Raw genomic sequence first — 24,441 nt, forward strand, 5'->3', positions numbered from 1 at the left:
GCAATGCATGGAGCTGACTGCTACTAATCGGTCGAGGGCTTGACCTAATAGCTTAGGAAGCGGCGAGGGAAGTCTGGAACAGACGGGAATGCTTGCATTCCTGGATGAGGAAGACGGACTGAAGTCATTTGCGAAGCAAAGGACACGAAATAAGCCGAAGGCTTATGAGTGACCGGTTGCTAAGCGGACGGGGCCAATACCTAAGTAAAACGGCAAAAGTTGGATATAAACAGTTTTACATGTGTGGTTTTGAAGGTATAGGAGAGAGAAGAACTCCTGTTGGCAGAGATGCCGACGGGAGTTCTTTTCAATTATTGGATTTAGGTAGTTAAACTACTGTCTGAAACCAATAAATGGAAAATCAGTGGTATCATACAGATTTCAAACTTCTGACTTTTTTTGAAATCTGTAGATTACTTTCTGATGAGCTAAAAAACAGGACAGAGAAATAGTAGCAGACTCTGGACGAACAACAATATAGAGACTATAATAAAAAGAACAAAAATTTTTAGAAAGCAAAGGGTGAAATTCATGTTATATGAGATCAGAGGAGAGCAGATAAGTGCAGTTATAGATTCTCTTGGCGCACAGCTCATGTCTATTAAGAAAGATAATACGGAATATCTATGGCAGGGCGATGCCGAATATTGGGCGGACAGAGCCCTAACACTATTCCCCTATATTGCCAGGCTGACAGATGGGAAGTATCAATATCAGGGAAGAGAATACAAAATGGACATCCATGGATTTGCTAAGGACAGTGAATTTCAGCTTATAGAACGTAAGGAAAACGAAGTGATTCTGGAAATCTGCGATACGTCTGAAACAAAGAAGTGCTATCCTTTTTCTTTTCGTTTCCAAGTTACTTACAAGATTGAAGGAAATCGTCTGAGTGTTTCCTATAGGGTAGAAAACTGTCAGGAAGAAATTATGTATTTTGCTGTTGGAGGCCATCCGGGCTTTCAGATCCCCATGGAGAAAGGACTTAGTTTTGACCAGTATAGGCTCAGATTTCCTGAAAGCGAAAAAATCACTCGGATAGAATTTACTCCGGACTGTTTCCTTACAGGTAAAGAGTCTGTCTGGGAACTGGAGCAGGGAAAGATAAAGAAACTGCAGCATTCACTGTTTGACCAGGACGCTATAGTTATAAAAGACAGCGGAAATATAGTCCAGTTATATGCCCCGGATGGAAAACGTTCAGTAACGGTTGAATACCCGGATATGAAATATTTGGGAATCTGGCATACTCCTGGAAAAGAGGCTCCTTATGTATGTCTGGAGCCATGGTCAGCCCTTCCTTCAAGAAAGGGAATTATAGAAGATCTGGCAACGCAGCCTGATCTGACTGCTTTGGAGGGCGCCGGTGTTTATAATAACACATGGTCTATTATTTTAGAATAGATAATACCGCATGAAACTGCTATCAGTATACAGCCTGGCTGCATGTTGATAAGTAAAGGTTTCATGCGGTATTTTTATCTCTATAAAAAATGTGATATATTTATGTGAAAATTAACAGCAAAGGAAGTTGCAGCTATGTATGATGTGAATACCATGAGAATTTTGTTCCGCTTCAGCCAGATTCCCATTACTGTTTATACATCTGAGTGGAAAAAGCTGGATCGATTTACCAGTTTTTATAAAGAGCCAGATACTTTTGAGAGCAAAATGATGCAGACACTGAAGGAAAATATGGCGGAGAAAAGATTTTATTTTGTGGCTTATGACGCCCATGTGCCGATTGCTTTGTGCGGCTGTCGGGGAGAAGAGGAATATTTCGTTCTGGGCCCCTTTTCTTATGGGTTGACAAATACCTTTGAGTGCAGAAATTTTATACGGAAAAACAGAATCAGAGAATGTCCAAAGTGCCGTCTGGAGGATATTCTGGCACTGGTGTCTTTTTTGACAGGGGAAGAGTTTCAGGAAGAACGGAGAAAAGATATCCTGGGGGAGTTTCTGCCTGACAGGGAAGAGAGAGAGAATCAGGAACTGGTCACCAGGGAAGAACTGCGGCAGATAGATTCTTTTCAGAAAAATCATACCTATATGGACGAGCAGCTTTTGTATGACCATATTAAGGAAGGAGACGTGGAGTTCCTGGAAAGGCAGGAGTTTTATGAGGCGCCTTCCCATCCGATCATTATTGAGGATCTTAAGAAAAATGAAGAATATATGACTGTGATCAGCATTTCTCTGGCTGCGCGGGCAGCTATAGAGGGGGGATTAAGCTCTGCAGAAGGTTTTATTAACAATGATATTTATCTGAAAAAACTTTCAGAGTGCAAAACGGTTTTCGAGATGGACCGTCTGCGCAGAGAGAGCCAGATTTATTTTGCCCGGCTTGTGGCAGACCATAAGAATAGAAGCGGTGTGAACTTCCATGTGGAGGAAGTTAAGAAAAATATCATATCCAAAAGATTTACGAAAATATCCATTCAGGAAATTGCAGATAATCTGGGAATTTCAAAAGAATATATGCAGAAATTGTTCAAAAAATATGAGGGAATCTCCATTACCGAATATATTTCAGATATTAAGATCGAGGCAGCCTGTAATATGCTCCGGTATTCAGACAGGAAAATACAGGAGATTGCAGAATATCTCCACTATGGAAGCGTAAGCCATTTCAGTACGGCCTTCCGGAAGAAAATGCATCAGTCTCCAAAAGAATACCGGAATCAGAACAGGAAAACGGTCTTCTGATCTTCAAGGGAAAATATATCCTAAAAGATAAAAGAAATATCCAAAATCTTAAAAGCTTTTTCCCGAGAAAACAAATAAAATAGGAATATCAGAAATTATATCGTAGGAGGAATCGGATCCATATGAAAATTTATGTAGATGCAAAGGCTTCCCGCCAGGGAAACGGAAGCAAAGAAATGCCTTTTAAACACATTAATGATGCGGCACAAGTGGCAGTGGCCGGTGACGAGGTACTGGTAGCTCCGGGTATTTACCGTGAATATGTAAATCCCCAAAATGCAGGAACCGAAGAGTCCCGGATCACTTATCGCAGCACAGAGCCTTTAGGTGCTGTGATCACAGGAGCAGAGGAAGTGAAAGACTGGGACCTTTATCAGGATACCACATGGGTAACCCGGATCAACAATTCTATTTTCGGAAATTATAATCCTTATACTACATATGTATACGGCGACTGGTATTTTGCCGGAAGGAGCAAACATACAGGAGCTGTATATCTCAACGACAAGATGCTTTATGAGGCAGAGAGTCTGGAGGCATGTATAGAAGGAAAAGTCTATGAATGCTCCTGGGAGCCGGAAGCCTCTGTCTATAAATGGTATGCCCAGCAGGATGGAGACGAGACTGTGATCTACGCAAATTTCCAGGGAAAAAATCCCAATGAGGAAAATGTAGAGATCAATGTCCGCCGGGAATGCTTTATGCCCTCAGAAACAGGCATCGGCTATATTACCGTCAGCGGTTTCAATATTAATAAGGCAGCAACCACCTGGGCGCCGCCGGCAGCCTACCAGGACGGTATGATCGGCCCTCACTGGTCTAAAGGCTGGATCATCGAGGACTGCGAGATCAGCAACAGTAAATGTGCCGGTATTTCTCTTGGCAAATATCTGGATCCGGACAACGACCATTACTTTACCTATAAACATGTGAAAAGCCCCACACAGATGGAGCGTGATGCTGTATGCCGAGGCCAGTACCATGGCTGGCTGAAAGAAAAAGTAGGAAGTCATATTGTCCGTCGCTGCAATATTCATAACTGCGAACAGGGCGGAATCATCGGACGTATGGGAGGGGTATTCTCTATTATCGAGGATAACCATATCCACCACATCAATAACATGATGGAACTGGGCGGAGCAGAAATTGCCGGCATCAAAATGCATGCGGCTATTGACGTGATCTACCGCCGGAATCATATCCATCACTGTACTATGGGAATCTGGTGCGACTGGGAGGCTCAGGGTACCCGTATTACCCAGAACCTGCTTCATGACAATCAGAAGCCGGAATTCGCCAAACAGCTGAAAGGCGGTATGATGAGTCAGGATATTTTCGTAGAGGTGGGACACGGTCCTACACTTATTGACAACAATATTCTTCTTTCCGATGCCTGCCTGCGTATGGCTACAGAAGGGGTTGCCATGGTCCACAACCTGATCTGCGGTGCTCTCACCTGTGTAGGAGATGGTACAGGTCCTCGTTACACACCTTATCACATTCCACATCGGACAGAAGTCATGGGATTTATGACCATTCTTCATGGCGATGACCGTTTCTATAACAACATTTTCGTACAGAAATGGCCGTCCAAGCCTTTCATCACTCTGCGAGACAGCTCTGAGGGAACCGATGAGGAGAACCGGGAAGTAGGCACTCATGTAATGGATGAGTATCCTACTTATGATGAATGGATCAAAATGTTTGATATGGATACAGACACACCGGATATGAAAAAACTGGAGCCGGCTCATGGCGAAAAGCTTCCTGTATGGGTAAAAGGCAACGTTTATTTCAACGGTGCCAAAGCATACAAAAAGGAAACCGGCAATCTGGTGGATACGGAACATGAAGTAACCGTTGACCTGAACATGGAAGACGGCTGTCCGGTACTGTCCACAAACATCTATGAATTCCTTGGAGACTTTGCAGACAGTATGGTAAACAGCGACATCCTGGGTTATGCCTTTGAACCGGAAGAAAGATTTGAAAATCCAGACGGAACAGACATTATCTTTGACCGCGATTATTTTGGAAACCACAGAGGCATCCGTGTCCTTCCCGGACCATTTGCCAATGCAGAAGATGCAGGAAAAAAACTTTTTTCCTGAACTGTCAGAATTAAAAAGAAAATGGTCTGGAATATATTGACAAACATAAAACCCTAATGCTATAATCACGTTGTTAGCAATAACTAACCCATGTGCATATAAATATGCCTTGGGTTAGTTAGTTTTTGAGAGAGGGTTAGTATATACTAACCTTATAAAAACCGTGAACTTGCGGGTATGTTCCTTTGGATTATTGCCTGCAGGAATAAAAAACATTGGAGTGAACATATGAATTTTCTGAAGAGCAAAAAGAAAGTAATCCTTATTCTTCTTATCATCGCAGTCATAGCTGGCGCTTTTGCCATCTATCAGTATACCGGGCCAAAAGAAGTGACCAATTATGATGTGGAGTTTGAAACAGACCAGGAAAAGCCGGAAGATGAAAGCACGCCCAGCAGTGTGGAGGAAGGAATCCAGATCCCCGGCTATGAGTCTATTACCATCCCGGCAGGGACAACAGATGTATCTGTGGAACTGATGAATCCGGAAGAAAATAATGTATATTTTGAGATTTCTTTCTATCTTCCGGAAACGGACGAGACTATTTATACCTCCAAGATGATCCAGCCTGGCCAGCACCTGTATGAGATCACTCTGGACAAGGCTATGGAAGCAGGAGAGTATCCTCTGACTATCCGGTACGCAACGTACAGCGCCGATGAGGCCATGACCCCCAGAAACGGGGCGGAAGTGAACTGTACGCTGATCGTCCGGTAAAAATTATAAAGGAGATGTTACTGCGCCAAAAGCGCTTAACATAAGGCAGGTCTTAAGCGGCACAGAGGACCTGGTCTTTGCGGCGGGAGCAGGCGGCATGTGCCGTGTCTGCCTGGATCATTCTCCGCAGGAATCATATAAATATCATTTTAAAAGAAGGGAGAGTATCTATGAGACTCAATAAGATTGTATCAGGAGCTGCTGCGGCAGCTATGTTAGGAACCATGATGTGCACCACGGCCTTTGCAGCAGATTACACAGACGGAGATTACACAGGAGAGATCCATTTTCTGAATGCCAACGGAAGCGGGAATTACAGTATGTGCGATCCTATCTTTGTCCATGAGGCAGAGCTGGCGCTTACAGCCGACAATGCAGAACTGACTTTTTATGTGGCCTATCCGATTCCATCATTCCCTGATCTGGGAACAGACGGAACCATTTTGGACGTAGTGCTTACAGTAGATGGAACCGGATACACAGCAGAATCCGATATTACCACAAAACCGGAGAAAGTATTCGACACCACAGCCGGCCTCTTTGGAATTACTAAGGGAGAATCCTATCCGACTCAGGTTCTTACAGTAGACCTTCCAAGAGATGCGGTAGATGATCTGGAAGCCGGGACTGTAAGCGCCAGCGCTTATGTAAATTCAGTAATGAATTCAACCCAGAATTTCCTCATCCAGGTAACTAACATTCAGTCAGTGGGAGGAGAGACAGAGCCTGCAGATACTAAGGATATGCAGATCACCGCTGATGTACAAGAAGTAGTTTCTGAGCCGACCTATACGGTAAATGTACCTGAGTCTATTGAGCTGGGGACTCTCAGCACAGAGGAAGACAACTCCTCACACTACACAGTAGATGTGGCAGCTTCCAATCTGAATGGAACTCTTTCTGTATCAGCACCTGAGACCGGTAATCTGACCAGCGGTGACAACACACTGGCCTTTGCCAACAGTTTTGGAACACAGAACGTAACAGCAGATACAGAGAACAGCAAACTCAGCGGCGCTATCAGCGTATCAGCTTCTGACGTAGCAGCAGCCGCAGCAGGAAATTACACAGGAACAACTACTTTCAGCATTACATATTCAGCAAACTGAAAGCAATAAAAGGTATAAATATTCTTGATTTTGACTAATGCGACAGCATCGTATCTAAAAACGGATTTTGAATGGAGGGAAGCATGAAACAGAAAATAGGCTGGAAGAAAATGGGCATGAAATTTCTGGCAGTCCTTACAGCACTGGGCCTGTTATGGCAGCCTTTAGACATAAATGCCGCAGCTTGGGGCAGGACCTCCGATTCTTATACAGTAAACGGCACCTTTCATATCGATCAGTTTGGGGAATATGACATTAACGCAGAGGTTACAGTAACGGATGGAGTTATTACCGCTGTGGAAATCACAGGGGATAACTTCGGAGGGACCTATGGAGACTATAACCAGAATGTAAAATTGCCGGAGGCAATTGCAGGTATGGCAGAGAAGTTTATCGGGTTGGGGGATACAGACAGAGATGGGATCCAGGGGCTGGACGCTGTATCAGGGGCCACCTATTCTTCCAACGGGATCAAAGAAGCGGTTATGAATGCTCTTGGACTGGAGGAAGAGGAAACCTCCGGAAATGTACCCGCTCAGGTTCCGGAAGCCGGGACTTATCAAGTAACTGTGGCGGTCCGCAGTGATGTAGTAGACCATAGTCTGGTCCAGACAGATACCGCCCAGGCGGTACTTCAGGTAGATGAGAGTGGGCAGATGAAACTGTCTTATACCATGGTTTCCGGTACAGACCAGGAACCTATGTATATACTGGGTGTGAACGGATATTATGTAAATAATGACCGGGCGGGAGCTCTTTCCATGGACGGGGTTGATTATAATACCACATCATCAGGAGACTATACTGTAGTAACCGATGTAACCTATCCTCTCTCGGGACTGAGCCAGTATTATTATACAAACACCTATCTGTACGTACCGGCCATGAGCAATCTGAACGGAGAGATCAGCGGCATATACTTCGAGAACGGACACTTCAGTGTGGATACCATTGTGACGGTGTACTGGGATACTCTTACAAAGCAGGGAAATGACAGTAGTATGGAAATTACCGCAAATGTGGCGGAAAATATTTCCTCTCCCTCCTATGGAGTTTCTGTTCCTTCGTCCATTGCCATGGGCGGGCTCAGTACTCAGCAGGATAATATAAAACCCTATGAGATCAAAATATCTGCAGAGAACAAAGAAGGTCTGGTTACAGTAACAGCACCGGATCAGGGAAATCTGGAAAATGCCGGGGAGAAAACCCTGAGATTTTATAATGACTTCGGCACCCGGATCTTTAATGCCTCAGACGGATCTGTCTCAACGGCCACAGAAGCAGCCAGGGCAAACACTTTAAATGCAGTGGGGACTGATGGTTCTTCCAATATTGAGACAGACACCGGAGATACAGAAGGGGGAACCCCTCTGTACGGAAATATTACGATAACTGCGGAAGATGTATCCAATGCAGTTCCCGGTAATTATACCGGAACAACAACCTTTACTATTTCCTATTCTGAAAACGGAGAAGATCCGGATAACCCGGGCGGAGAGAATCCGGATAACCCAGGAGGGGAAGACCCGGATAATCCGGGAGGAGAGGATCCGGATAATCCAGGAGGAGAAGACCCGGATAACCCGGGAGGGGAAGAGCCGGATAATCCGGGAAGCGAAGATCCCGGACAGGACCAGGGCATGGAGGCCGGCAGATATACGGCAGACGTGGCTCTGTGGCATGCTACAAATAATACCTTATCTATGGGAAACGCAGCTCTGGATCCCCAGGGAGTTATTGTGGTGGATGAAGATGGGAATATGTCTCTGCAGCTGACCTTCCAGTCTTTAAACATTTCGGGAATAGAAGGCTATCTGTACAGGCTGAAAAAAGTGGATATGTCCACGGTGGTCTATAATCAGTACAATTATCCCTCCTCTTATGAGGCGGAAGATGCAGAGATCCTGGAAACTTTTGAGGGAATCTATGACTCTTTTAATGACCCGGACTCAGCTTCCTATGATGCAAACACCGGAGGAAATGAATATCCCAGGGTCATCTCCATCCCCATAGAGCAGGATGAGGATATGAACTATGTGGAGATTTATGTTCCGGTCATGGAGTCTATCGGCGCAGGACAGGGAACACAGCTGGCCAGGCTGCATATTGACTGGGATTCTGTGGAGAAGGTTTCAGAAGATCCGGGCACAGAAGACCCGGGAACGGACGATCCAGGCACGGAAGATCCGGGAACAGAGGATCCGGGCACAGAAGATCCGGGAACAGATGACCCAAATGAAGAAGACCCGGATGACAGCGCCCCCCTTGACATCCGTAATCTTGCTGACGGAGTATATTCTCTTACAGGCCGGATGGTGAAGGTGGATAAAACCACTCTTTCCATGTCAGACAATGCCATCAACCACACGATTAAACTGACGGTGACAGATGGAAAATACTATCTTACCCTGGATTTCAGGGGCCTGACCATTGGAGACAGGCTGGGCTATCTAAGTGAACTTAAGTATTATCTGACAGGCTATACCCTGGATGAATATGGAAATCCGGTGGGAGATCTGGCAGATGTTACCGTAGATTCCTATCAGATAAATGAAGATGGTTCTCGGATCAGCGATCAGTATGGAACGGATTATCCCGACTTTGTGACCTTTGAAATGATTCCCGAAGCATTGGAAGACGGTTATGTGCCTCTTCAGGTATTTGTACCTATTATGGAGTCCATCGCAGCGGGTACGGGAACCCAGCCGGTGTTTCTGAGCCTGGACTGGAGTACCATTGAAAAAACATCTGAGGACGATCCGGATTTCAATAATGATGCAGACGGAGATGATGACAGCAATGGGGGAGAGGATAACAACAACGGGACTACCACTCCAACTGGAAGCTCCGGTCTCAGCGGCGGCTCCGGTCTGACCGGCGGTTCCAGCTTGACGGGAGGCTCCAGCCTGACCGGGGGTTCGTCTCTAAAAGGAGGGTCCTCTTTAGGCAGCTCTTCCCTGGGAAGCGGATCCTCTCTGAACAGCGGCCTTTCCACGGCTTCCGGAGCCAAGACAGGAGACGATGCGAATTTTGGATATGTATGGCTTCTGCTTTTGGCGGGAGGCGTGATGGTAGTCTGCGCTGTCAGGATAAGATATAATCGCAGAAAATAATACAGCATACCCAGGCACAGTGGCCTGAATCATTATATTAGTCCGGAAAAGCAGGGCTGTAATGTCAACTTGTGAGACAGCAGCCCTGCTTTCAGTATACTTTGAAAGGATAGTTATATGTTGCTTTGACATAGAACTTTCTTTCTTCCATTGTCTCCTATACTTTTCCCTGTCTCTAAAGTATGTTTCTGACATATCTCACCAGACGAAAACCCCCATTGCCAATGTAAAACTGTACCTGGAAATGATGGGAGAAGATAAAGAAAATATCCCGGAATATATGAAAAAGCTGAATCTCCAGGCAGATAAATTAGATTTTCTTCTCCAGAGTATGGTTAAGATTTCCCGGCTGGAGACCGGGACCATTAAGATACAGAAACAGAAACTTCCCATAGCCCGGACTCTGGCGGAATCCATAGCAGCGGTGGTGCCAAAAGCAGACAAAAAGAAAATCCAGATTTTCGTAGAATGCCAGGAAAATTTGGCGGTGGAACATGATAAAAAATGGACAGGGGAAGCACTGTTTAACATTCTGGACAACGCTGTAAAATATACACAGGCAGAGGGAAGGGTGTATATTTCTGTGTGCAGACAGGAGATCTTTACAAGGATCAGCATAAAGGACACGGGAAAGGGAATTGCGGCAGAAAGGCAGGGAGCTGTTTTCAATCGTTTTTACCGGGAGCCGGAGATTCACGACAGTGAGGGGATCGGGATCGGCCTGTACCTGGCCCGCAAGATCATCACTATGCAGAACGGTTATATTGAGCTGGAATCCCAGGCAGGACAAGGAAGTACCTTCAAAATTTATCTTCCCAATATGGATTAGGAAAAGTCACAGTTTTGTGATTTTTTCTTTTTGTGAACGGTTTGTGATTATTATGCTCTATTTTTATGATATCAGGATTGTGAGAGCACGCAGTGAGCAATTCTGCATCATAGGATTATAGGAGATAGGAAGATGAAGGATATATTGGTAAGGACCCGGGGACTAAAGAAATATTATCAAGTGGGCAGTCAGACAGTAAAAGCCCTGGACGGCGTAGATCTGGAAGTGAGAGAAAGGGAATTTGTCTCGATTATCGGGAAATCGGGAAGCGGAAAAAGCACCCTTCTGCATATGATCGGCGGTCTGGACGTGCCCAGCGAGGGACAGGTGATCGTAGACGGAATGAACCTGGAGAAAATGAACAGAGAAGCCCTTGCTTTATACAGGAGACGTAAAGTAGGCTTTATTTTTCAGCAATACAATCTGATACCGGATCTGAATGTCTATGATAATATCCTGTTTCCTCTGGAACTGGACGGAAGGCAGGTGGATAAAAAATTTATCCGGGAACTGATGGCAGTCTTAAATATTTCCAATAAGAAGGAAATGCTTCCCTCTATGCTTTCCGGAGGAGAACAGCAGCGGGTGGCCATCGCAAGGGCTCTGGGAGCAAAGCCCTCGATTATCTTAGCTGACGAGCCTACAGGAAATCTGGATACAATGGCCAGCCACGATGTGATCGGCCTGCTGAAGATTCTGGCAAAGCAGTACCAGCAGACCATTATCCTGATCACCCATGACGGGGATATCGCCCAGATGGCGGATCGGATCGTCAGGATCGAGGATGGAAAGATCCGGAAAGGAAGCGAGCCTTATGCTGGGAAATAATAACAAAAAGATTTTGAACAAACTGGCAAAGAACACCCTCCGGAGAAATAAAAAACAGATGAGTATTTTATTTCTTACCATTTGTTTGTCAGCTTTTATGCTGTTCAGCGTATTCACCCTGGGGATCACCTATCTGGATCTCAGCAGGCAGCAGGATACCAGACTGAACGGGGCAGAATATGATATTGCCCTTATGAACGGATTTACGGAACAACAAAAAGAAAGTCTGGAGGAAAATTCTTTTACACGGAGCGTAGGGACAGAGTCCTATGCCGGGTATGTTAAGAGCACAGAATACGACCACACTGTGGATACTGGCCTGTTGTGGTGCGACCAGACCTTCTGGGAGGAGCAGATGGCTCCTGCCAGAACGAAAACAGAAGGTTTCTATCCTCAGGAGAAAAACCAGCTGATGGTTACAAAAGAGGGGCTGAAAACTCTGGGAAAAGAAGATCTTCAGACAGGAGACAGCCTTTCGCTGACCTATGAAGATAATACCGGGATCCATACCGGGAAATTTGTCATAAGCGGGATCTGGGACGGCTATGGAGACAAGGCTCCGGTATTTGTTTCGGAAGAATTTTATAAGCAGTCCGGTTATCGTCTGGAGTACGATGGGATTCTTTGTATTAAGCTGAAGCAGGACTTCCTTCTGCCGGGAACCATCGATAAAATAGAAGACTCCCTGGAGCTGTCAGAAAGACAGGCTTTTCAGCCTTCTCCCTATATTGAAAATTCCTTAAAAATACTTGCAGGGATATGGGGATTAAGTGCGGTGATCTGCTTAAGCGATTACCTGCTGATCTACAATATTTTGTATCTCTCTGTATCCGGAAAAATCCGTTACTATGGGTTACTTCAGGCTTTGGGAATGACCAGAAAACAAATATTGGAATTTATCAAAAAACAGATGCTTCTGATCAGTGCAGGAGGAATTGCCGCAGGTATTGTACTGGGGATTTTGACCTCTCTGATTTTGATACCCTATGTGATGGAAATCCTGGGGATTTCTATGGAAGATATGAAATTGTCGTTCCATCCCTTTATACTGCTTGTCAGCACTGTCATCTCCGGTACCGCTGTATTCCTGGGGATCCGGAAGCCTGTGGGGAAAGCAGCGGATACCTCGCCTGTAGAAGCAGTAAAGTACAGGGGGATTGGGAATGCCGGATCAGGCAGCAGGAGGGTAAGAAAGAAAAACCTGCTCTGGACCATGGCCTGGGAGCAGATCCGGAAGGATAAGAAAAAATCCGCCGTGGTATTTTTATCCCTGGCAGCCAGCCTGTCTGTATTCTGCTGTCTGACCACGATCATCAGCAGCCATGGAAGCCGCACTGTAGTACCCAATTACTGGGATGCAGATCTGACTATACGAAACAGCACTCAGACTACAGAGGAGATAAATTCCCTGAAGCCGGTTCTGGACGGCAGATTTCTGGATGAACTAAAGAAAATTGAGGGGATCCGGGAACTGCATATGGTGGAAGGGGCACCGGTGACTTTTCCGGAAGACAGTTTTTTCCGGGAGTGGCTGCAGAATTATGCAGGATCCAGACCTTATCTCTCTTACACGGAAATCCTTTCTCAGTATAGGGAAAAGCCGGAAAGTTTTTACGGGATGGTGAAAGGAATCGATGAGGAAGAATTTGATTATCTGAACCAGACATTGGAAAAAACTGCAGATAAAGCCGCCTTTCTTGCCGGAAAGCAGTGTATCCTTTACTATCCGGGATTTCAGGTGCCGGATGGATATGTGGGAGAAAAGAACATTCATTTTTCCTGTGGGGGAAAGCAATTTTCCATTTCTATTGCCGCAGTCTGCCATGAGTGGTATTATGGAGGAACGAGAAATATCGGCCCCAATCTTATTGTGAGCCAGGATTATCTGGAAAGCCTTGGAAATCAACTGTATACCCTTAATCTGAACATAAAGTACAGGGAAACTTATGATAAAACCACAGAAGGAAAAATCCGGGAGCTGATAGAGGACAGTTCCAACAGCAGTGATCTGATCCTGGAATCTAAACTGGAAAATATGCAGACGATCCAGGATTCTCAGGGAAACATGATGGAGATCGGCACAGTGATCTCACTGCTGTTGCTGCTGGTGGGAGCCCTGAATTACGGGAATACCATGGCAGCCAGCCTCCAGAGCCGGAAACTGACCTTTGCCATAATGGAAAGCCTGGGCATGTCTGATAGGCAGATACGAAAGCTTCTTGTGAGAGAAGGGCTGCTGTATGCCTTTTTTTCTATTATTATTACCATGACGGCAGGCACACTGATCACTTATATATGCTTTCAGGCTGTAAATTATACAGGGATTCCTTTTTCCGTTCCGGCGTTACCTCTGGTATGCAGCGAAGGACTGCTTGTTATCCTATGTATAGGAGTTCCTCTGCTTTCCTACAGAAGACTTCGGGGGAATCCTTCTATTGTGGAACGGCTGCGGGAGTATGAGGAGTAGGAAAGATGACAGGAAATGGCCGGAGCATAGGTGTTTGGTTTTGGACACAGGGAGGAAAAGTATGGATTACAGAATATTAGTTGTGGAAGATGAGCCGGATATCAATAACCTTCTGGCCAGGATACTGAGGGAAGAAGACTATAAGGTTTTGCAGGCTTTTTCCGGAACAGAGGCTCAAATGGCAACGGAAAGGGAAACGCCGGACCTTATCCTGCTAGATCTGATGCTGCCGGGGATTTCCGGGGAGGAATTTCTCAGGGAGCTGAGGGAGCATCAGAGCTCTCCTGTTCCGGTGATCGTAATCTCCGCCAAGGGGCTGCTGGAGGATAAAGTCTCTCTGCTGAAAATGGGTGCAGATGATTATATTACCAAGCCCTTTGAACCGGAGGAAGTGGCCGCCAGTGTCCAGGCAAATTTAAGACGGTGGGGAAAAGAGCCGGAGGCAGAAAAGCCTCTGACCTATAAAAATCTGAAGCTTTCTCCCGGTGCCAGGAAGGTGACTCTGAGGGGAAAAGAGCTGGCTCTTACAGGCCATGAGTTTGATATTCTGTATCTTCTCATGAAGAATCCGGAAAAGGTGTATTCCAGAGAGCTGCTCTATGAGCAGGTATGGCATGGAGGGTACTACGGAGAAAACAATACAGTAAACGTCCACGTAAGCAATATAAGGAAAAAAATAAAGGAAGAAGATCCCGGTGAAGAGTATATCCAGACCGTATACGGCATCGGCTTTAAGCTTCCATGAGCATATGAATCTTCACATCTTTATAACTTCTTTAAAAGTTCTTTATGACTTATTAAAAGGGAAAAAAGTAGAATACGTTTGTCAGCCGGAATACTGCAGACTGACAGACGTATTTTTGTATGAGGAGGAAATGAGATGAATGGATATGTTATGGAAACAAGACAGGTTACGAAAACCTACGGTTCCTTCCTGGCATTAGACCATGTAAATATCCATGTGAGAAAGGGCTGTATCTACGGACTTGTAGGAGATAACGGGGCGGGAAAGAGTACGCTTTTGAAGCTTCTGGCAGGCCAGAGTTTTCCAACCAAAGGAGAGATCGAGATACTGGGAAAACATGGGCAAAAAGACCTGGAAAATGTGCGGAAACAGATGGGATGTATGATCGAACAGCCGGGATTTTTCCCAAATATGACCGTGGAGCAGACCTTGAGATATTATTGTATCCAGAAAGGGATACCGGACAAAGGACAGATCCTGGAAATGATGAAGATGACGGGGATTTATGAAAAGAGGAAGAGCAAATGCGGCACACTTTCCCTGGGTCAGAAACAGAGGCTTGGGCTGGGGATTGCCATGCTGGGTGAACCGAAAATCCTGATTTTAGACGAGCCTATCAATGGCCTGGATCCCAGCGGGATCATAGAATTCCGGAATCTTCTCAGAAGGTTAAATGAAGAGAAAAGGATTACTATTTTGCTGTCCAGCCACATTCTGGCGGAACTGCAGCAGATTGCAGACGTTTACGGATTTTTAAGCAGAGGCGTCCTTCTGGAAGAAATCAGTACAGAGGAGCTCAGGGAGAAATGCGCCGACTGCATTGAACTTTCCCTCTCAGATACAGCGGGCTACTGTGTCTTCCTGGAAAAGACCTTTCCGGAAGAAAACTATAAGGTTTTGCCTCAGGAAAGGGTAAGGATCTATGCTCCCAAAAGGCCGGGAGAGGCCTACAGCCGGCTGGCTGCCGAACATGATATTGCCATTAAAAGCATGCAGATTTTGCAGTCTTCTCTGGAAGATTATTATATGAAGCTGAAAGAAAGAGGTGCAGGAAAATGATGAATTATACCAAAAGTGAATTCTACCGGATCTTTATTACCAAGGAAATTTATGCTGCGGCAGGTCTGCTGGCGGGAATTGCTTTGCTGCTGAATGTTGCTTTATATTTTTTCGGAAATTCTTATGCAAACACTTCTTTTTCCTATTCCAATCTGGTGGCAAATCCTATGGTTTTTGCCTTTATGGGAATGATCATTCCCTTCCTTTTCTATGAAGGGGGCAAACGAAATGGGAACCTGAAAAATACCGTTGCCGGAGGAATTTCCAGGGTGAAAATATTTGCAGGAGAATGTGTGGTAAGCCTGGCAGTATCCACCCTCCTTATGGCGATCACCATGGGCGTCTGGGTGCTCAGTGCAAACCTGCTTCTTGAAAAGTCCGGGCCTGTGGAATGGAAGGATTTTCTGGGAGAAGGAGCCGCCATGTATCTCATCGCAGCAGCTTGTCTCATATCCGGTATCCTGTTTCTGGAAATTTTCGATAAAAGTATTATAGGTATCCTGGTCTGGGCGGCTTTGTGGTTTCTGCTTCCGGAAGCTTTTATGTATCTGGCCATCCGCTTTCCTGTTCTTTATCAGCCGGCTATGTGGCTTCCCAATAATTTTCTGGCAGTCAATACTTCCCATGTAAATACCCGGGAGTGTATCACGGCCTGGGAGACCATGGAAGGAATGACCCGCTGCGTACTTTCCGGTCTGGCCGGATGTATCATCTTTGGTATTTCCGGCGCAGTGCTGCTGAAAAGAAGGGACCTTTAAAGAATAAAAATAGAAGAAAAATTTTCACAGGAGGAAAAGGTTATGCTGTGCGGGGGCTTGCTATTTATATCGATTATCCTGGGAGGATTCTTTGCTTTTCGCTATTTTTCTCTTCTCTATGCAATGAAAAAAACAGAGGAGGAAATCCGGGAAATACAACAGGACCTTACCCAGAACCAGATGCTGCATCTGCCCGTCCCAAGCCCGGCTTTAGGGAGACTTCTGGGTGCATTTAATAAAGTGCTGGGAGAAATCCGGGAGGAAAGAATGGACTATGAGAGAAGAGAAAAAGCATTTCAAAAGCAGATAGAAAATATCAGCCACGATCTCCGTACTCCGCTGACGGTAATACTGGGGTACTTGAAAATGCTGAAAAAACACCCGCAGGCAGGGATCTCCCAAGACCCGGAACTGGCGGATACCCTGGGAATCCTGGAACAAAAAGCAGAAAGAATGAATGCTCTGGTAAATCAGTTCTACGAGTATTCCCGTCTGTGTGCAGGGGATTTTGAAATGGAGATGGAAAAAACAGATCTATCCAGAGTCCTTCGGGAATCTCTTTTGGGAAACTGCCGGATCCTGGAGGAAGCACATTTGAAGGTAGAGGCAGATCTTCCCCAACATCCTCTGTGGATCATGGGAAATCAGTCTGCGCTGGAACGGATTTTCCTCAACCTGTTCCAGAATGGAGGAAGGTACGCAGAAACCCTATTCCGGATTATTGTAAAAGAAGAAAAAGAGACGGTTTTGGTTTCCTTTATCAATGATACAAAGAAGCTGTCAAGGGAGGATCTTCCCCGCCTTTTTGACCGGTTTTATGTACAGGACAGCGCCAGGAGCCAGGGAGGAACCGGCCTGGGACTGACAGTGGCAAAATCTCTGGCAGAAGAAATGGGAGGGACTTTGGAAGTAAGTGTTCCTGAGAAGCCTGGAGAAGAGGAAACACAGGATCTTTTAGTCTGCTTTGAACTGAAATTTAAGGTAAAGGGGACATGCCTGCAGGCTCATTTGGCAACTGCTGGGAAGGGCTTTGCCTCTTGTAAGAGTGAAAAATCGGCTGTATAATATTTTTATATTTCCGGCTGTGGAATAAGTGCATATTTTCTGCCAGCCGCCAGAAGGAGAGAACAGACATGACAAAAGATATGACAGAAGGGCCGATCATACCACAGCTTACAAAATTTACCATTCCTTTGATCCTGGGAAACCTGTTCCAGCTTACCTATAATGCGGCGGATTCTGTGATCGTAGGAAAGTTCCTGGGAGACGACGCCCTTGCGGCGGTAGGAACTGCAGGCCCCATCATGAATATGGTTATTTTGTTCATCAGCGGAATGTGCATGGGCGCCGGTATCCTTATGAGCAGTTACTACGGAGCAAAAAGATATAACCGGCTGGAGCGGCAGATCAGCACTGCTATGATAGGAGGACTGATCTTTTCAGCGGTTATAGCAATCCTGCTGATACTTTTCGCCCATCCGATCCTGGAACTGCTTCAGGTTCCTGCTGATATTATAGATTCTGCCAAAGGATATCTGAGGATCATTTTTCTGGGACTGATTTTTACTTTTGTATATAACTTTTTTTCCAATACCCTGAGGGCTTTGGGGGACAGCAAGGTTCCCCTGTATTTTCTGATTATCAGCGCCTGTCTGAATGTGGCGGGAGATCTGTTTTTTGTGGTAGTTCTGAACTGGGGCGTGCCGGGAAGCGCCCTGGCTACCGTTCTCAGTGAAATGCTGTGCTGTCTGTGCTGCCTGATTTATATAAAAAGGAAGGTCCCTCTGCTTTGCCTTGGAAATAAGTGGAAGGTATTTGATCCCTCTCTGCTCTGGAAGACTTTCAGCTATGGGATTACCAGCGCTCTCCAGCAGATGTGCGTACAGCTGGGAAAGATCTGTGTGCAGACAGTGGTGAATGTTCAGGGAGTAGAATTTATTGCGGCTTTTACTGCCATTAACCGTGTGGATGACTTTGCCATGACGCCTCAGCAGAATATTGCTCACGCAAGCACCACTTTCATGGCGCAGAACCGGGGAGCCGGGAAGATTGAACGGATGAAAAAAGGCTTTTTCAGTTCGATCCTGCTTCAGGCAATTTATACGGCAGTTATTGCGGCGGTTACCTTTTTCTTTTCCAGACAGATCATGGAATTGTTTGTCGGAGAGAATTCAGAAGAGGTAGTTTCACTGGGAATTTCTTATCTGGTGCTGATCGCACCTATGTATGTCATGCCTGCGGCTACCAATATTATTCAGGGATATTTCCGGGGACTGGGAGACTTGAAGGTCACGTTGATCAGTACTATCCTGAATATGTCTGCCAGATTTTTTACCGCCTGGCTGATGATCCATGTGATGCATGGAGGATTTGACAGACTGGCCTGGGCGAATTTCTTCGGCTGGGTGGCTATGCTGGCCTTCCAGATTCCGATGATCACCTACAGGTGGAAGAAAGTGAAATAAAAATAAGGTCAACGGGAGGATTTACAAATGGAGAAAAAAGAAATGTCAATGGCTCAGCGGAGAGCAGCCGGCTTGTTATGGGTGGATACCGGTGAAAACATGGACCAGCAGGTATACGCCAGAGGACTTTGTCAGGATTTTAATCATACCAGAGGAACGGAAACTGAAAAAAGAGAGGAAATTTTGCAAAAACTCTTTGCCTTTTGCGGAGAAGGGGTCTGGATCGAGCCGCCTCTTACACTGGCCATGGGAAATACCGTATCTATCGGAAAAGGAACTTATGTCAATTCAAATCTGACTCTGGTGGACGATTATGAGATAAACATAGGAGAAGGAGTACTGATTGCCCCCAATGTTACCATCAGCACCACCAATCATCCCATGCATTATATGGCACGGCAGCATGGAGAAATGTACTGCAAGAAGGTGGTGATTGAAGACCATGTGTGGATCGGAAGCAATGTGGTCATCTGTGCCGGAGTTACGGTAGGAAAGGGATCCGTCATTGGGGCAGGAAGCGTTGTTACAAGAGATATTCCCCCAATGAGTTTTGCAGCAGGAGTTCCCTGTAAAGTGATCCGGGAGATTACAGATGAGGATCTGAAGGAGTTTGAACCCATTCCGGAATAAACAGGTGGGGAAGACAATTGCCTAGATAATATGAAGTGCACTAGCATAACGTAAAAAGGACCTTATGGATATCCCACGGCAGTTTTTTGGACTGCAGAATATCCGTAAGGTCTTTTTCTATATTATGCCAGAGTCATGAACCACTCAACAGTTGCCGGATCATAGTGGGAGAAAAACAGGCTCTTTCCGGTATCCAGGGCCTCAATCTCTTTCATCTCATCTTCGCTGAGAGTGAAGTCAAAAACATCAAAATTCTCTTCCATGCGGTTCTTGTGGGTGGACTTGGGAATCAGCACCACATCGCTCTGAAGAAGAAAACGCAGAGCAGTCTGGGCAACGGTTTTGCCATATCTGTCTCCGATTTTTTTCAGGACCGGATTATTGAAATAATCATTTTTGCCTTCTGCAAAAGGTCCCCAGGACATGATCTGAGTGCCGTTTTTCTTCATATATTCCTTTGCAGCCTTCTGCTGCTGGAATACATGGGTCTCCACCTGGTTTACGGCAGGTTTGATCCGTGAGAAGTGATAGAGATCAAGATAGCGGTCCGGATAGAAGTTGGATACGCCGATAGCCCGGACTTTGCCCTGATCATAAGCTTCCTCCATGGCCCGATAGGTTCCGTAATAGTCACCGAAAGGCTGATGGATCAGGAGCAGGTCGATATACTCGGTCTGGAGTTTTTTCAGAGATTCTGCAATAGAAGATTTTGCTTTCTCATATCCTGCATTTGTGATCCATACCTTCGTGGTAATGAAAAACTCTTCTCTTGGAAGGCCGGATTTTGCAATGGCATTGCCTACCCCTTCTTCATTGCCGTAGGCCTGGGCCGTATCAATGCTGCGGTAGCCGGTGCGGATGGCCTCCGATACACAGGCCTCTGTTTCCTCCGGAGGAGTCTGATATACGCCATAACCTAATTTCGGCATTTTGACTCCATTGTTCAGTGTTACATATTCCATAGTGGGTTCCTCCTTTTTTGGGTGCTGTTACCCTTCTGAGGGTATATCTGCTTTTTCATCTGCTCCAGGGAACTTCCCTGTTTTCAATTATGAGTTTACAGCCTAAAGAGAAAAAAGTACAATAAGAATATAGGAATTCAGATTCCTTAATATGAATAGTGAGAAAAGGGGAAAGATATGTTAAATCTTTTAGAACTGGAACAGCTCGCGGCCTTTGCGGCAGAAGGCACCTTGTCCAAAGCAGCGGAAAAACTCCACATTTCCCAACCTACGATTACCAGAACCATGCAGCATCTGGAGGAGGATTTTGGGGTGTCTCTTTTCCGCCGCACCAAGAACCACATTGCGCTGAATGAAACCGGGTGGAAGGCTGTGGAATATGCGGAGAGGATCCTGAAAAGCGCAGAGGAGGCAGTGGAAGGAGTCCGCAGTTTTGACCGCAGTCTGCATACCATTACCGTCAGCTCCTGCGCCCCTGCGCCTCTGTGGGAACTGCTCCCTGCTCTTGCCCAAACCTTCCCGGATATGACCATTTCCTCATCGATCAAGGGGAACGGCGCTGTCCTGAAAGACCTGCAGTCCGGTTCGGCTGTTCTTGGAGTGCTGCCTCAGGATATGGTGCCCCAGGGATACTCCAGCATTCCTCTGTTAAAAGAAGACCTCTATGTGTGCCTGCCTGCCACCCATGCACTTGCCGGATATAAAGAGCTTTCCTTTGCCCAGCTCAACGGATATAATTTCCTGCTGGGCAGCCAGCTGGGATTCTGGGATGATATGTGCAGAGAGAAGATGCCCGCCTCCCGGTTCCTGGTACAGACAGATTCTTTTACGCTTCAGGAACTAATCCGGGAATCCTCTCTTCCCTGCTTTGCCACAAATCTTACCATAGATGAGGAAGGGACCTTTGAAGGCAGAAAGGTCATACCCATCATAGACCAGGAGGCAAAAAGGACCTTTCATCTGGTTTTCTCTCCGGAGAATAAAAAATATGCGGTAAGATCCGGCTGGAAATCCTCAGATTGATGCAGAAACCTTATAGGCGGATACAGGTGAGGGAGCCTGAAAAAAGTAGATGAAAAAAGCAGATAGAAATATCAGTTGGCGTAAAAAGCAGAGTCTGATAAAATTGACTGTAGGACTATATTGCGCAGAGGATGAAAAAGACTTTATGGAATAAATAATGATTATGATAATGAGGGTGAAAGATGACAAAGGAAACAATTGAACAGGTGTTAAAATTCAGAGACGAGCGAAACTGGAAACAGTTTCACAACCCGAAGGATCTGGCCATCTCCATCAGCCTGGAGGCAGCGGAACTCCTGGAGGTTTTCCAGTGGAGCGCAGAAGACGTCTGGTGCGGGGAGAAAAAGGACAAGATCAGAGAAGAGCTTGCAGATGTATTGAACTACTGCATTTTAATGGCGGATACCTGCGGCCTGGATATGGATGAGATCATTCAGGAAAAAGTCAGGAAGAATGCAGAAAAGTATCCGGTGGAAAAAGCATACGGACACAAAGAAAAGTATACGGAACTGGGAGAATAACCTGCTAAAACTGGAGTCTGAGAGTGTGAGTTTCTGTGTGAGTATTATATTTGAAAGGGCTCCTAAGAGATAAAGGAGATAAAGAATATGACAAGGTTTGAAGAATTTGAAAATATCGTTGCAAAACTCCGTGCGCCGGATGGCTGTCCCTGGGACAGAGAGCAGACACATTTCAGCCTTAAAAAGCCATGCGTAGAGGAAGCCGCAGAGGTGATCTGCGGGATCAATATACTGGAAGCGACGGGGAATCCGGATAACCTGAAAGAAGAGCTGGGGGATCTGCTCCTGCAGGTAGTGATGCATGCCCAGATAGCAGAGGAAGAAGGCTACTTTACTATGGATGATGTGATACAGGGAATCATTAATAAAATGGTGCGGCGGCATCCCCATGTATTCGGCGATGCAGTAGTCTCCGATTCAGGAGAAGTGCTGACGAGATGGGATGAAATCAAGAAAAGGGAGAAGGAAGGAAAAGAATGGACAGAAGCTTATCTGCCGGCGGCTTTTGATGAGGCGAAGAGGCTGATAGATGAGGCTGCGGAGAGGAAAGGGTTTGTGTAGGTGTAATATCCGCTTATACGTAAATTTTGTCCTGAACTGAGGGTACAGAAAAGTCGAAAGGAAATTCAGAAAATGAAAGATAAGGAAAATTTATCAGATAGCGGAAAGACTGAAACCGGAAGAAAAGCAGTGGAAAGGCAGACAGAGCTGGGAATGATCAAGGTAGATATGGAGTATCCGTATCCATGTGTGCCGCCGCCGGGAATCTGGGAAGAAAAAGACGGAAAACTTTTAATTATCACTGCTTCTCATACGTTCCGGATCCCAAACGGGGAACGGGAAATTTCACCTGTTCTTTATCAAAGCTGCATGCACCCGGAAAAAATCCATATTGATCCGGTACAGATCCTAATAGACAGAGGAGAAATCTGCTTTCAGGCGAGAAATCAGCAGTGGACAATTCGTGAAACAGAAGCGTCTTCCGTGGAACTTCTGCCCTGGGAAGCTAAAATCAAAAAGAAAAGCTGTATTCCGTGTACGAACTGCGGAAGATGCAGCTGGTAAGGAGGAAAAAGCTGCTGGATAAACCTTTATCATGGGTTTTAAAAGGCGTTGAATCTCATTACACAGATAGATTAAAAGTTTACTTTTGTGTTCATTTATCCTATGATTAAAACATAAAAGTAAACTGGAGAATATTATGAAACAGGATGTTTTGAAAAAATTGTCAGATAATAATAATGGATATTTGTTTACTGCAGAAGTCCTTCGTAATGGAATTTCTAAAACCTATCTGGCTAAATTTGTGCAAAAAAATGAATATGAAAGAGTTGCACACGGAATTTACGCAGCTCCGGATATCTGGCCGGATGAATTGTATCTTTTACAAAAAACAAATCCAAAGATCATTTTTTCAGGGGAAACAGCACTCTATATTCAGGGGCTTACAGACAGGGAATACAGAAGAATTGAAGTTACAGTTCCTGAGGGATATAATGCGGTCCATTTGCGGAAAAAGAATATCAAGGTGAAATCGATAAAAAAAGAATTATATGAATTGGGAAAAACTGTGGCTGAATCCAGTTATGGGAATCAGATTGCAGTCTATGATAAAGAACGTGTCGTCTGTGAGGCAATAATCAATCGTAAAAAGATGGATGTGCAAATGTTTCAGACTGCGGTTAAGGAATATATGTCGGATTCCGACAGAAAGCTGCAGATTCTTGTTCAGTATGCAGAGAAGTTAGGAGTACGGGATGAAGTGATGAAATATATGGAGGTGCTGGCATGATCCATACATCGAAACAGTTAAAAGATAAAGTAAGAAATATTTCTCATGGTGATAATGAGATCGCACAGATGATGATCCGCTGTTTTATTATGGAGCGTTTTTTGGAAAGGATATCATTATCTGAGTATAAGAATAATTTCATATAACTTTTCGGAATCTCAATGAATGAGATTCCAACTGAAAATTGACAATTGAATATCGTGCAGGAAAAGAAATTTAAGAAAAATGGGCATAAACATTGGACATAGCGGGTACTATGCCTTGAAAAATCTTGTGAAGTCGTTTAAGATATCATTGTTAGGCGGTCAAACCTAAAAATGATTCTTGAAATGCCTCGACTGAAGGCATTTCCCAGGCATCAAGATGTTGGAGCATCATGATGCCGTAGAGGCGGCAGTACCACATCTTTGTAGAGCGGTGCCTGCCGTCTTCTAATTTATAGTCCTCTTTCTCACGCTTATTGGAGCGTTCTACAGAAGTTCTTCTGCGAGGGCGTAAAATTTTCTGTGTCTATGGGAAAAATTCTTCTTTGATAAGAAACAGATATGTATAATTGTCTTGTCGGAACTTCTGCTTTTTTGCTGTCGAATTACTTATCTGTTTATA

Annotated in this window: 22 protein-coding genes; 21 read left to right on the plus strand and 1 reads right to left on the minus strand. The window is 45.3% G+C overall.

The window, feature by feature from the left end; translation table 11 throughout:
* Window positions 1–531 precede the first annotated feature (531 nt).
* The 15 genes from B5G00_RS17440 (at window position 532) to B5G00_RS17510 (ending at window position 19,537) form a co-directional block, all read left to right on the plus strand.
* The gene (locus B5G00_RS17440) at window positions 532–1,404 is read left to right on the plus strand and encodes an aldose 1-epimerase family protein (RefSeq protein WP_087274929.1); all 873 of its coding nucleotides are present in this window, start codon (window positions 532–534) and stop codon (window positions 1,402–1,404) included.
* 135 nt (window positions 1,405–1,539) lie between these two features.
* Window positions 1,540–2,706 (plus strand): helix-turn-helix domain-containing protein, encoded by a 1,167-nt coding sequence (locus B5G00_RS17445; RefSeq protein ID WP_087274930.1) that lies wholly within the window; start codon window positions 1,540–1,542, stop codon window positions 2,704–2,706.
* A 122-nt stretch (window positions 2,707–2,828) separates the two neighbouring features.
* Entirely contained in the window at window positions 2,829–4,817 is a 1,989-nt protein-coding gene (locus tag B5G00_RS17450; RefSeq protein ID WP_087274931.1) for a right-handed parallel beta-helix repeat-containing protein, read from the plus strand.
* Between the two features lie 228 nt (window positions 4,818–5,045).
* The gene (locus B5G00_RS17455) at window positions 5,046–5,534 is read left to right on the plus strand and encodes a hypothetical protein (RefSeq protein ID WP_087274932.1); all 489 of its coding nucleotides are present in this window, start codon (window positions 5,046–5,048) and stop codon (window positions 5,532–5,534) included.
* A gap of 170 nt (window positions 5,535–5,704) precedes the next feature.
* Window positions 5,705–6,643 carry a hypothetical protein gene (locus tag B5G00_RS17460; protein WP_087274948.1) on the plus strand — a complete coding sequence of 313 codons (939 nt, stop codon included), beginning with the start codon at window positions 5,705–5,707 and terminating at the stop codon, window positions 6,641–6,643.
* Window positions 6,644–6,726: 83 nt separating this feature from the next.
* Window positions 6,727–9,756: an NEAT domain-containing protein gene (locus B5G00_RS19065; RefSeq protein ID WP_164496704.1), complete on the plus strand. Its 3,030-nt coding sequence runs from the start codon at window positions 6,727–6,729 to the stop codon at window positions 9,754–9,756.
* Between the two features lie 61 nt (window positions 9,757–9,817).
* Window positions 9,818–10,585, plus strand: a complete 768-nt coding sequence (locus tag B5G00_RS17470; RefSeq protein ID WP_087274934.1) for a sensor histidine kinase — start codon at window positions 9,818–9,820, stop codon at window positions 10,583–10,585.
* Between the two features lie 132 nt (window positions 10,586–10,717).
* A complete protein-coding gene (locus B5G00_RS17475; RefSeq protein WP_087274935.1) occupies window positions 10,718–11,413 on the plus strand; it encodes an ABC transporter ATP-binding protein in 696 nt (231 codons plus the stop codon).
* Window positions 11,400–13,880: an ABC transporter permease gene (locus B5G00_RS17480; protein ID WP_087274936.1), complete on the plus strand. Its 2,481-nt coding sequence runs from the start codon at window positions 11,400–11,402 to the stop codon at window positions 13,878–13,880. The genes B5G00_RS17475 and B5G00_RS17480 overlap by 14 nt, the downstream gene beginning before the upstream one ends.
* Window positions 13,881–13,941: 61 nt before the next feature.
* On the plus strand, window positions 13,942–14,625 hold the full coding sequence (locus B5G00_RS17485; RefSeq protein ID WP_087274937.1) for a response regulator transcription factor: 684 nt from the start codon (window positions 13,942–13,944) through the stop codon (window positions 14,623–14,625).
* A gap of 135 nt (window positions 14,626–14,760) precedes the next feature.
* Window positions 14,761–15,684, plus strand: a complete 924-nt coding sequence (locus B5G00_RS17490) for an ABC transporter ATP-binding protein (protein WP_087274938.1) — start codon at window positions 14,761–14,763, stop codon at window positions 15,682–15,684.
* Window positions 15,681–16,442 carry a hypothetical protein gene (locus B5G00_RS17495; RefSeq protein ID WP_087274939.1) on the plus strand — a complete coding sequence of 254 codons (762 nt, stop codon included), beginning with the start codon at window positions 15,681–15,683 and terminating at the stop codon, window positions 16,440–16,442. Before B5G00_RS17490 ends, B5G00_RS17495 begins: the two co-directional genes overlap by 4 nt.
* Before the next feature lie 42 nt (window positions 16,443–16,484).
* The gene (locus B5G00_RS17500; protein WP_087274940.1) at window positions 16,485–17,507 is read left to right on the plus strand and encodes a sensor histidine kinase; all 1,023 of its coding nucleotides are present in this window, start codon (window positions 16,485–16,487) and stop codon (window positions 17,505–17,507) included.
* 68 nt (window positions 17,508–17,575) lie between these two features.
* Window positions 17,576–18,907 carry an MATE family efflux transporter gene (locus B5G00_RS17505; RefSeq protein ID WP_087274941.1) on the plus strand — a complete coding sequence of 444 codons (1,332 nt, stop codon included), beginning with the start codon at window positions 17,576–17,578 and terminating at the stop codon, window positions 18,905–18,907.
* Between the two features lie 27 nt (window positions 18,908–18,934).
* Window positions 18,935–19,537, plus strand: a complete 603-nt coding sequence (locus B5G00_RS17510) for a sugar O-acetyltransferase (RefSeq protein ID WP_242971414.1) — start codon at window positions 18,935–18,937, stop codon at window positions 19,535–19,537.
* Between the two features lie 122 nt (window positions 19,538–19,659).
* On the opposite strand, the gene B5G00_RS17515 is transcribed toward B5G00_RS17510, so the two are convergent.
* On the minus strand, window positions 19,660–20,499 hold the full coding sequence (locus B5G00_RS17515) for an aldo/keto reductase (protein ID WP_087274942.1): 840 nt from the start codon (window positions 20,497–20,499) through the stop codon (window positions 19,660–19,662).
* Between the two features lie 177 nt (window positions 20,500–20,676).
* On the opposite strand from B5G00_RS17515, the gene B5G00_RS17520 reads away from it, so the two are divergent.
* The 6 genes from B5G00_RS17520 to B5G00_RS19070 all read left to right on the plus strand — a co-directional run bounded on the left by B5G00_RS17520 (window position 20,677) and on the right by B5G00_RS19070 (window position 23,981).
* Window positions 20,677–21,522: a LysR family transcriptional regulator gene (locus tag B5G00_RS17520; protein ID WP_087274943.1), complete on the plus strand. Its 846-nt coding sequence runs from the start codon at window positions 20,677–20,679 to the stop codon at window positions 21,520–21,522.
* Window positions 21,523–21,704: 182 nt separating this feature from the next.
* Complete coding sequence (locus tag B5G00_RS17525) at window positions 21,705–22,043, plus strand: nucleotide pyrophosphohydrolase (protein ID WP_087274944.1); 339 nt, start codon at window positions 21,705–21,707, stop codon at window positions 22,041–22,043.
* A gap of 87 nt (window positions 22,044–22,130) precedes the next feature.
* Entirely contained in the window at window positions 22,131–22,604 is a 474-nt protein-coding gene (locus tag B5G00_RS17530; RefSeq protein WP_087274945.1) for a MazG family protein, read from the plus strand.
* A 72-nt stretch (window positions 22,605–22,676) separates the two neighbouring features.
* Window positions 22,677–23,108, plus strand: coding sequence for a hypothetical protein (locus tag B5G00_RS17535; RefSeq protein ID WP_087274946.1), 432 nt, complete (start codon window positions 22,677–22,679; stop codon window positions 23,106–23,108).
* Between the two features lie 136 nt (window positions 23,109–23,244).
* Window positions 23,245–23,835, plus strand: coding sequence for a type IV toxin-antitoxin system AbiEi family antitoxin domain-containing protein (locus B5G00_RS17540; RefSeq protein ID WP_242971415.1), 591 nt, complete (start codon window positions 23,245–23,247; stop codon window positions 23,833–23,835).
* Complete coding sequence (locus tag B5G00_RS19070) at window positions 23,832–23,981, plus strand: hypothetical protein (protein WP_164496705.1); 150 nt, start codon at window positions 23,832–23,834, stop codon at window positions 23,979–23,981. The genes B5G00_RS17540 and B5G00_RS19070 overlap by 4 nt, the downstream gene beginning before the upstream one ends.
* The last annotated feature ends 460 nt before the right edge of the window (window positions 23,982–24,441 follow it).

It is taken from the genome of Blautia sp. An46 (assembly GCF_002161645.1).
Lineage (GTDB): Bacteria > Bacillota > Clostridia > Lachnospirales > Lachnospiraceae > Blautia > Blautia ornithocaccae.

Excerpts from the sequence above, each read along its gene's own strand:
- B5G00_RS17500 (WP_087274940.1), top strand. The coding sequence starts at position 16,485 with ATGCTGTGCGGGGGCTTGCTATTTATATCGATTATCCTGGGAGGATTC.
- B5G00_RS19070 (WP_164496705.1), top strand. The coding sequence starts at position 23,832 with ATGATCCATACATCGAAACAGTTAAAAGATAAAGTAAGAAATATTTCT.
- B5G00_RS17505 (WP_087274941.1), top strand. The coding sequence starts at position 17,576 with ATGACAAAAGATATGACAGAAGGGCCGATCATACCACAGCTTACAAAA.
- B5G00_RS19065 (WP_164496704.1), top strand. The coding sequence starts at position 6,727 with ATGAAACAGAAAATAGGCTGGAAGAAAATGGGCATGAAATTTCTGGCA.
- B5G00_RS17460 (WP_087274948.1), top strand. The coding sequence starts at position 5,705 with ATGAGACTCAATAAGATTGTATCAGGAGCTGCTGCGGCAGCTATGTTA.
- B5G00_RS17515 (WP_087274942.1), bottom strand. The coding sequence starts at position 20,499 with ATGGAATATGTAACACTGAACAATGGAGTCAAAATGCCGAAATTAGGT.
- B5G00_RS17490 (WP_087274938.1), top strand. The coding sequence starts at position 14,761 with ATGAATGGATATGTTATGGAAACAAGACAGGTTACGAAAACCTACGGT.
- B5G00_RS17525 (WP_087274944.1), top strand. The coding sequence starts at position 21,705 with ATGACAAAGGAAACAATTGAACAGGTGTTAAAATTCAGAGACGAGCGA.
- B5G00_RS17510 (WP_242971414.1), top strand. The coding sequence starts at position 18,935 with ATGGAGAAAAAAGAAATGTCAATGGCTCAGCGGAGAGCAGCCGGCTTG.
- B5G00_RS17470 (WP_087274934.1), top strand. The coding sequence starts at position 9,818 with ATGTCAACTTGTGAGACAGCAGCCCTGCTTTCAGTATACTTTGAAAGG.
- B5G00_RS17475 (WP_087274935.1), top strand. The coding sequence starts at position 10,718 with ATGAAGGATATATTGGTAAGGACCCGGGGACTAAAGAAATATTATCAA.
- B5G00_RS17530 (WP_087274945.1), top strand. The coding sequence starts at position 22,131 with ATGACAAGGTTTGAAGAATTTGAAAATATCGTTGCAAAACTCCGTGCG.
- B5G00_RS17540 (WP_242971415.1), top strand. The coding sequence starts at position 23,245 with ATGAAACAGGATGTTTTGAAAAAATTGTCAGATAATAATAATGGATAT.
- B5G00_RS17445 (WP_087274930.1), top strand. The coding sequence starts at position 1,540 with ATGTATGATGTGAATACCATGAGAATTTTGTTCCGCTTCAGCCAGATT.
- B5G00_RS17535 (WP_087274946.1), top strand. The coding sequence starts at position 22,677 with ATGAAAGATAAGGAAAATTTATCAGATAGCGGAAAGACTGAAACCGGA.
- B5G00_RS17480 (WP_087274936.1), top strand. The coding sequence starts at position 11,400 with ATGCTGGGAAATAATAACAAAAAGATTTTGAACAAACTGGCAAAGAAC.
- B5G00_RS17455 (WP_087274932.1), top strand. The coding sequence starts at position 5,046 with ATGAATTTTCTGAAGAGCAAAAAGAAAGTAATCCTTATTCTTCTTATC.
- B5G00_RS17450 (WP_087274931.1), top strand. The coding sequence starts at position 2,829 with ATGAAAATTTATGTAGATGCAAAGGCTTCCCGCCAGGGAAACGGAAGC.
- B5G00_RS17440 (WP_087274929.1), top strand. The coding sequence starts at position 532 with ATGTTATATGAGATCAGAGGAGAGCAGATAAGTGCAGTTATAGATTCT.
- B5G00_RS17495 (WP_087274939.1), top strand. The coding sequence starts at position 15,681 with ATGATGAATTATACCAAAAGTGAATTCTACCGGATCTTTATTACCAAG.
- B5G00_RS17520 (WP_087274943.1), top strand. The coding sequence starts at position 20,677 with ATGTTAAATCTTTTAGAACTGGAACAGCTCGCGGCCTTTGCGGCAGAA.
- B5G00_RS17485 (WP_087274937.1), top strand. The coding sequence starts at position 13,942 with ATGGATTACAGAATATTAGTTGTGGAAGATGAGCCGGATATCAATAAC.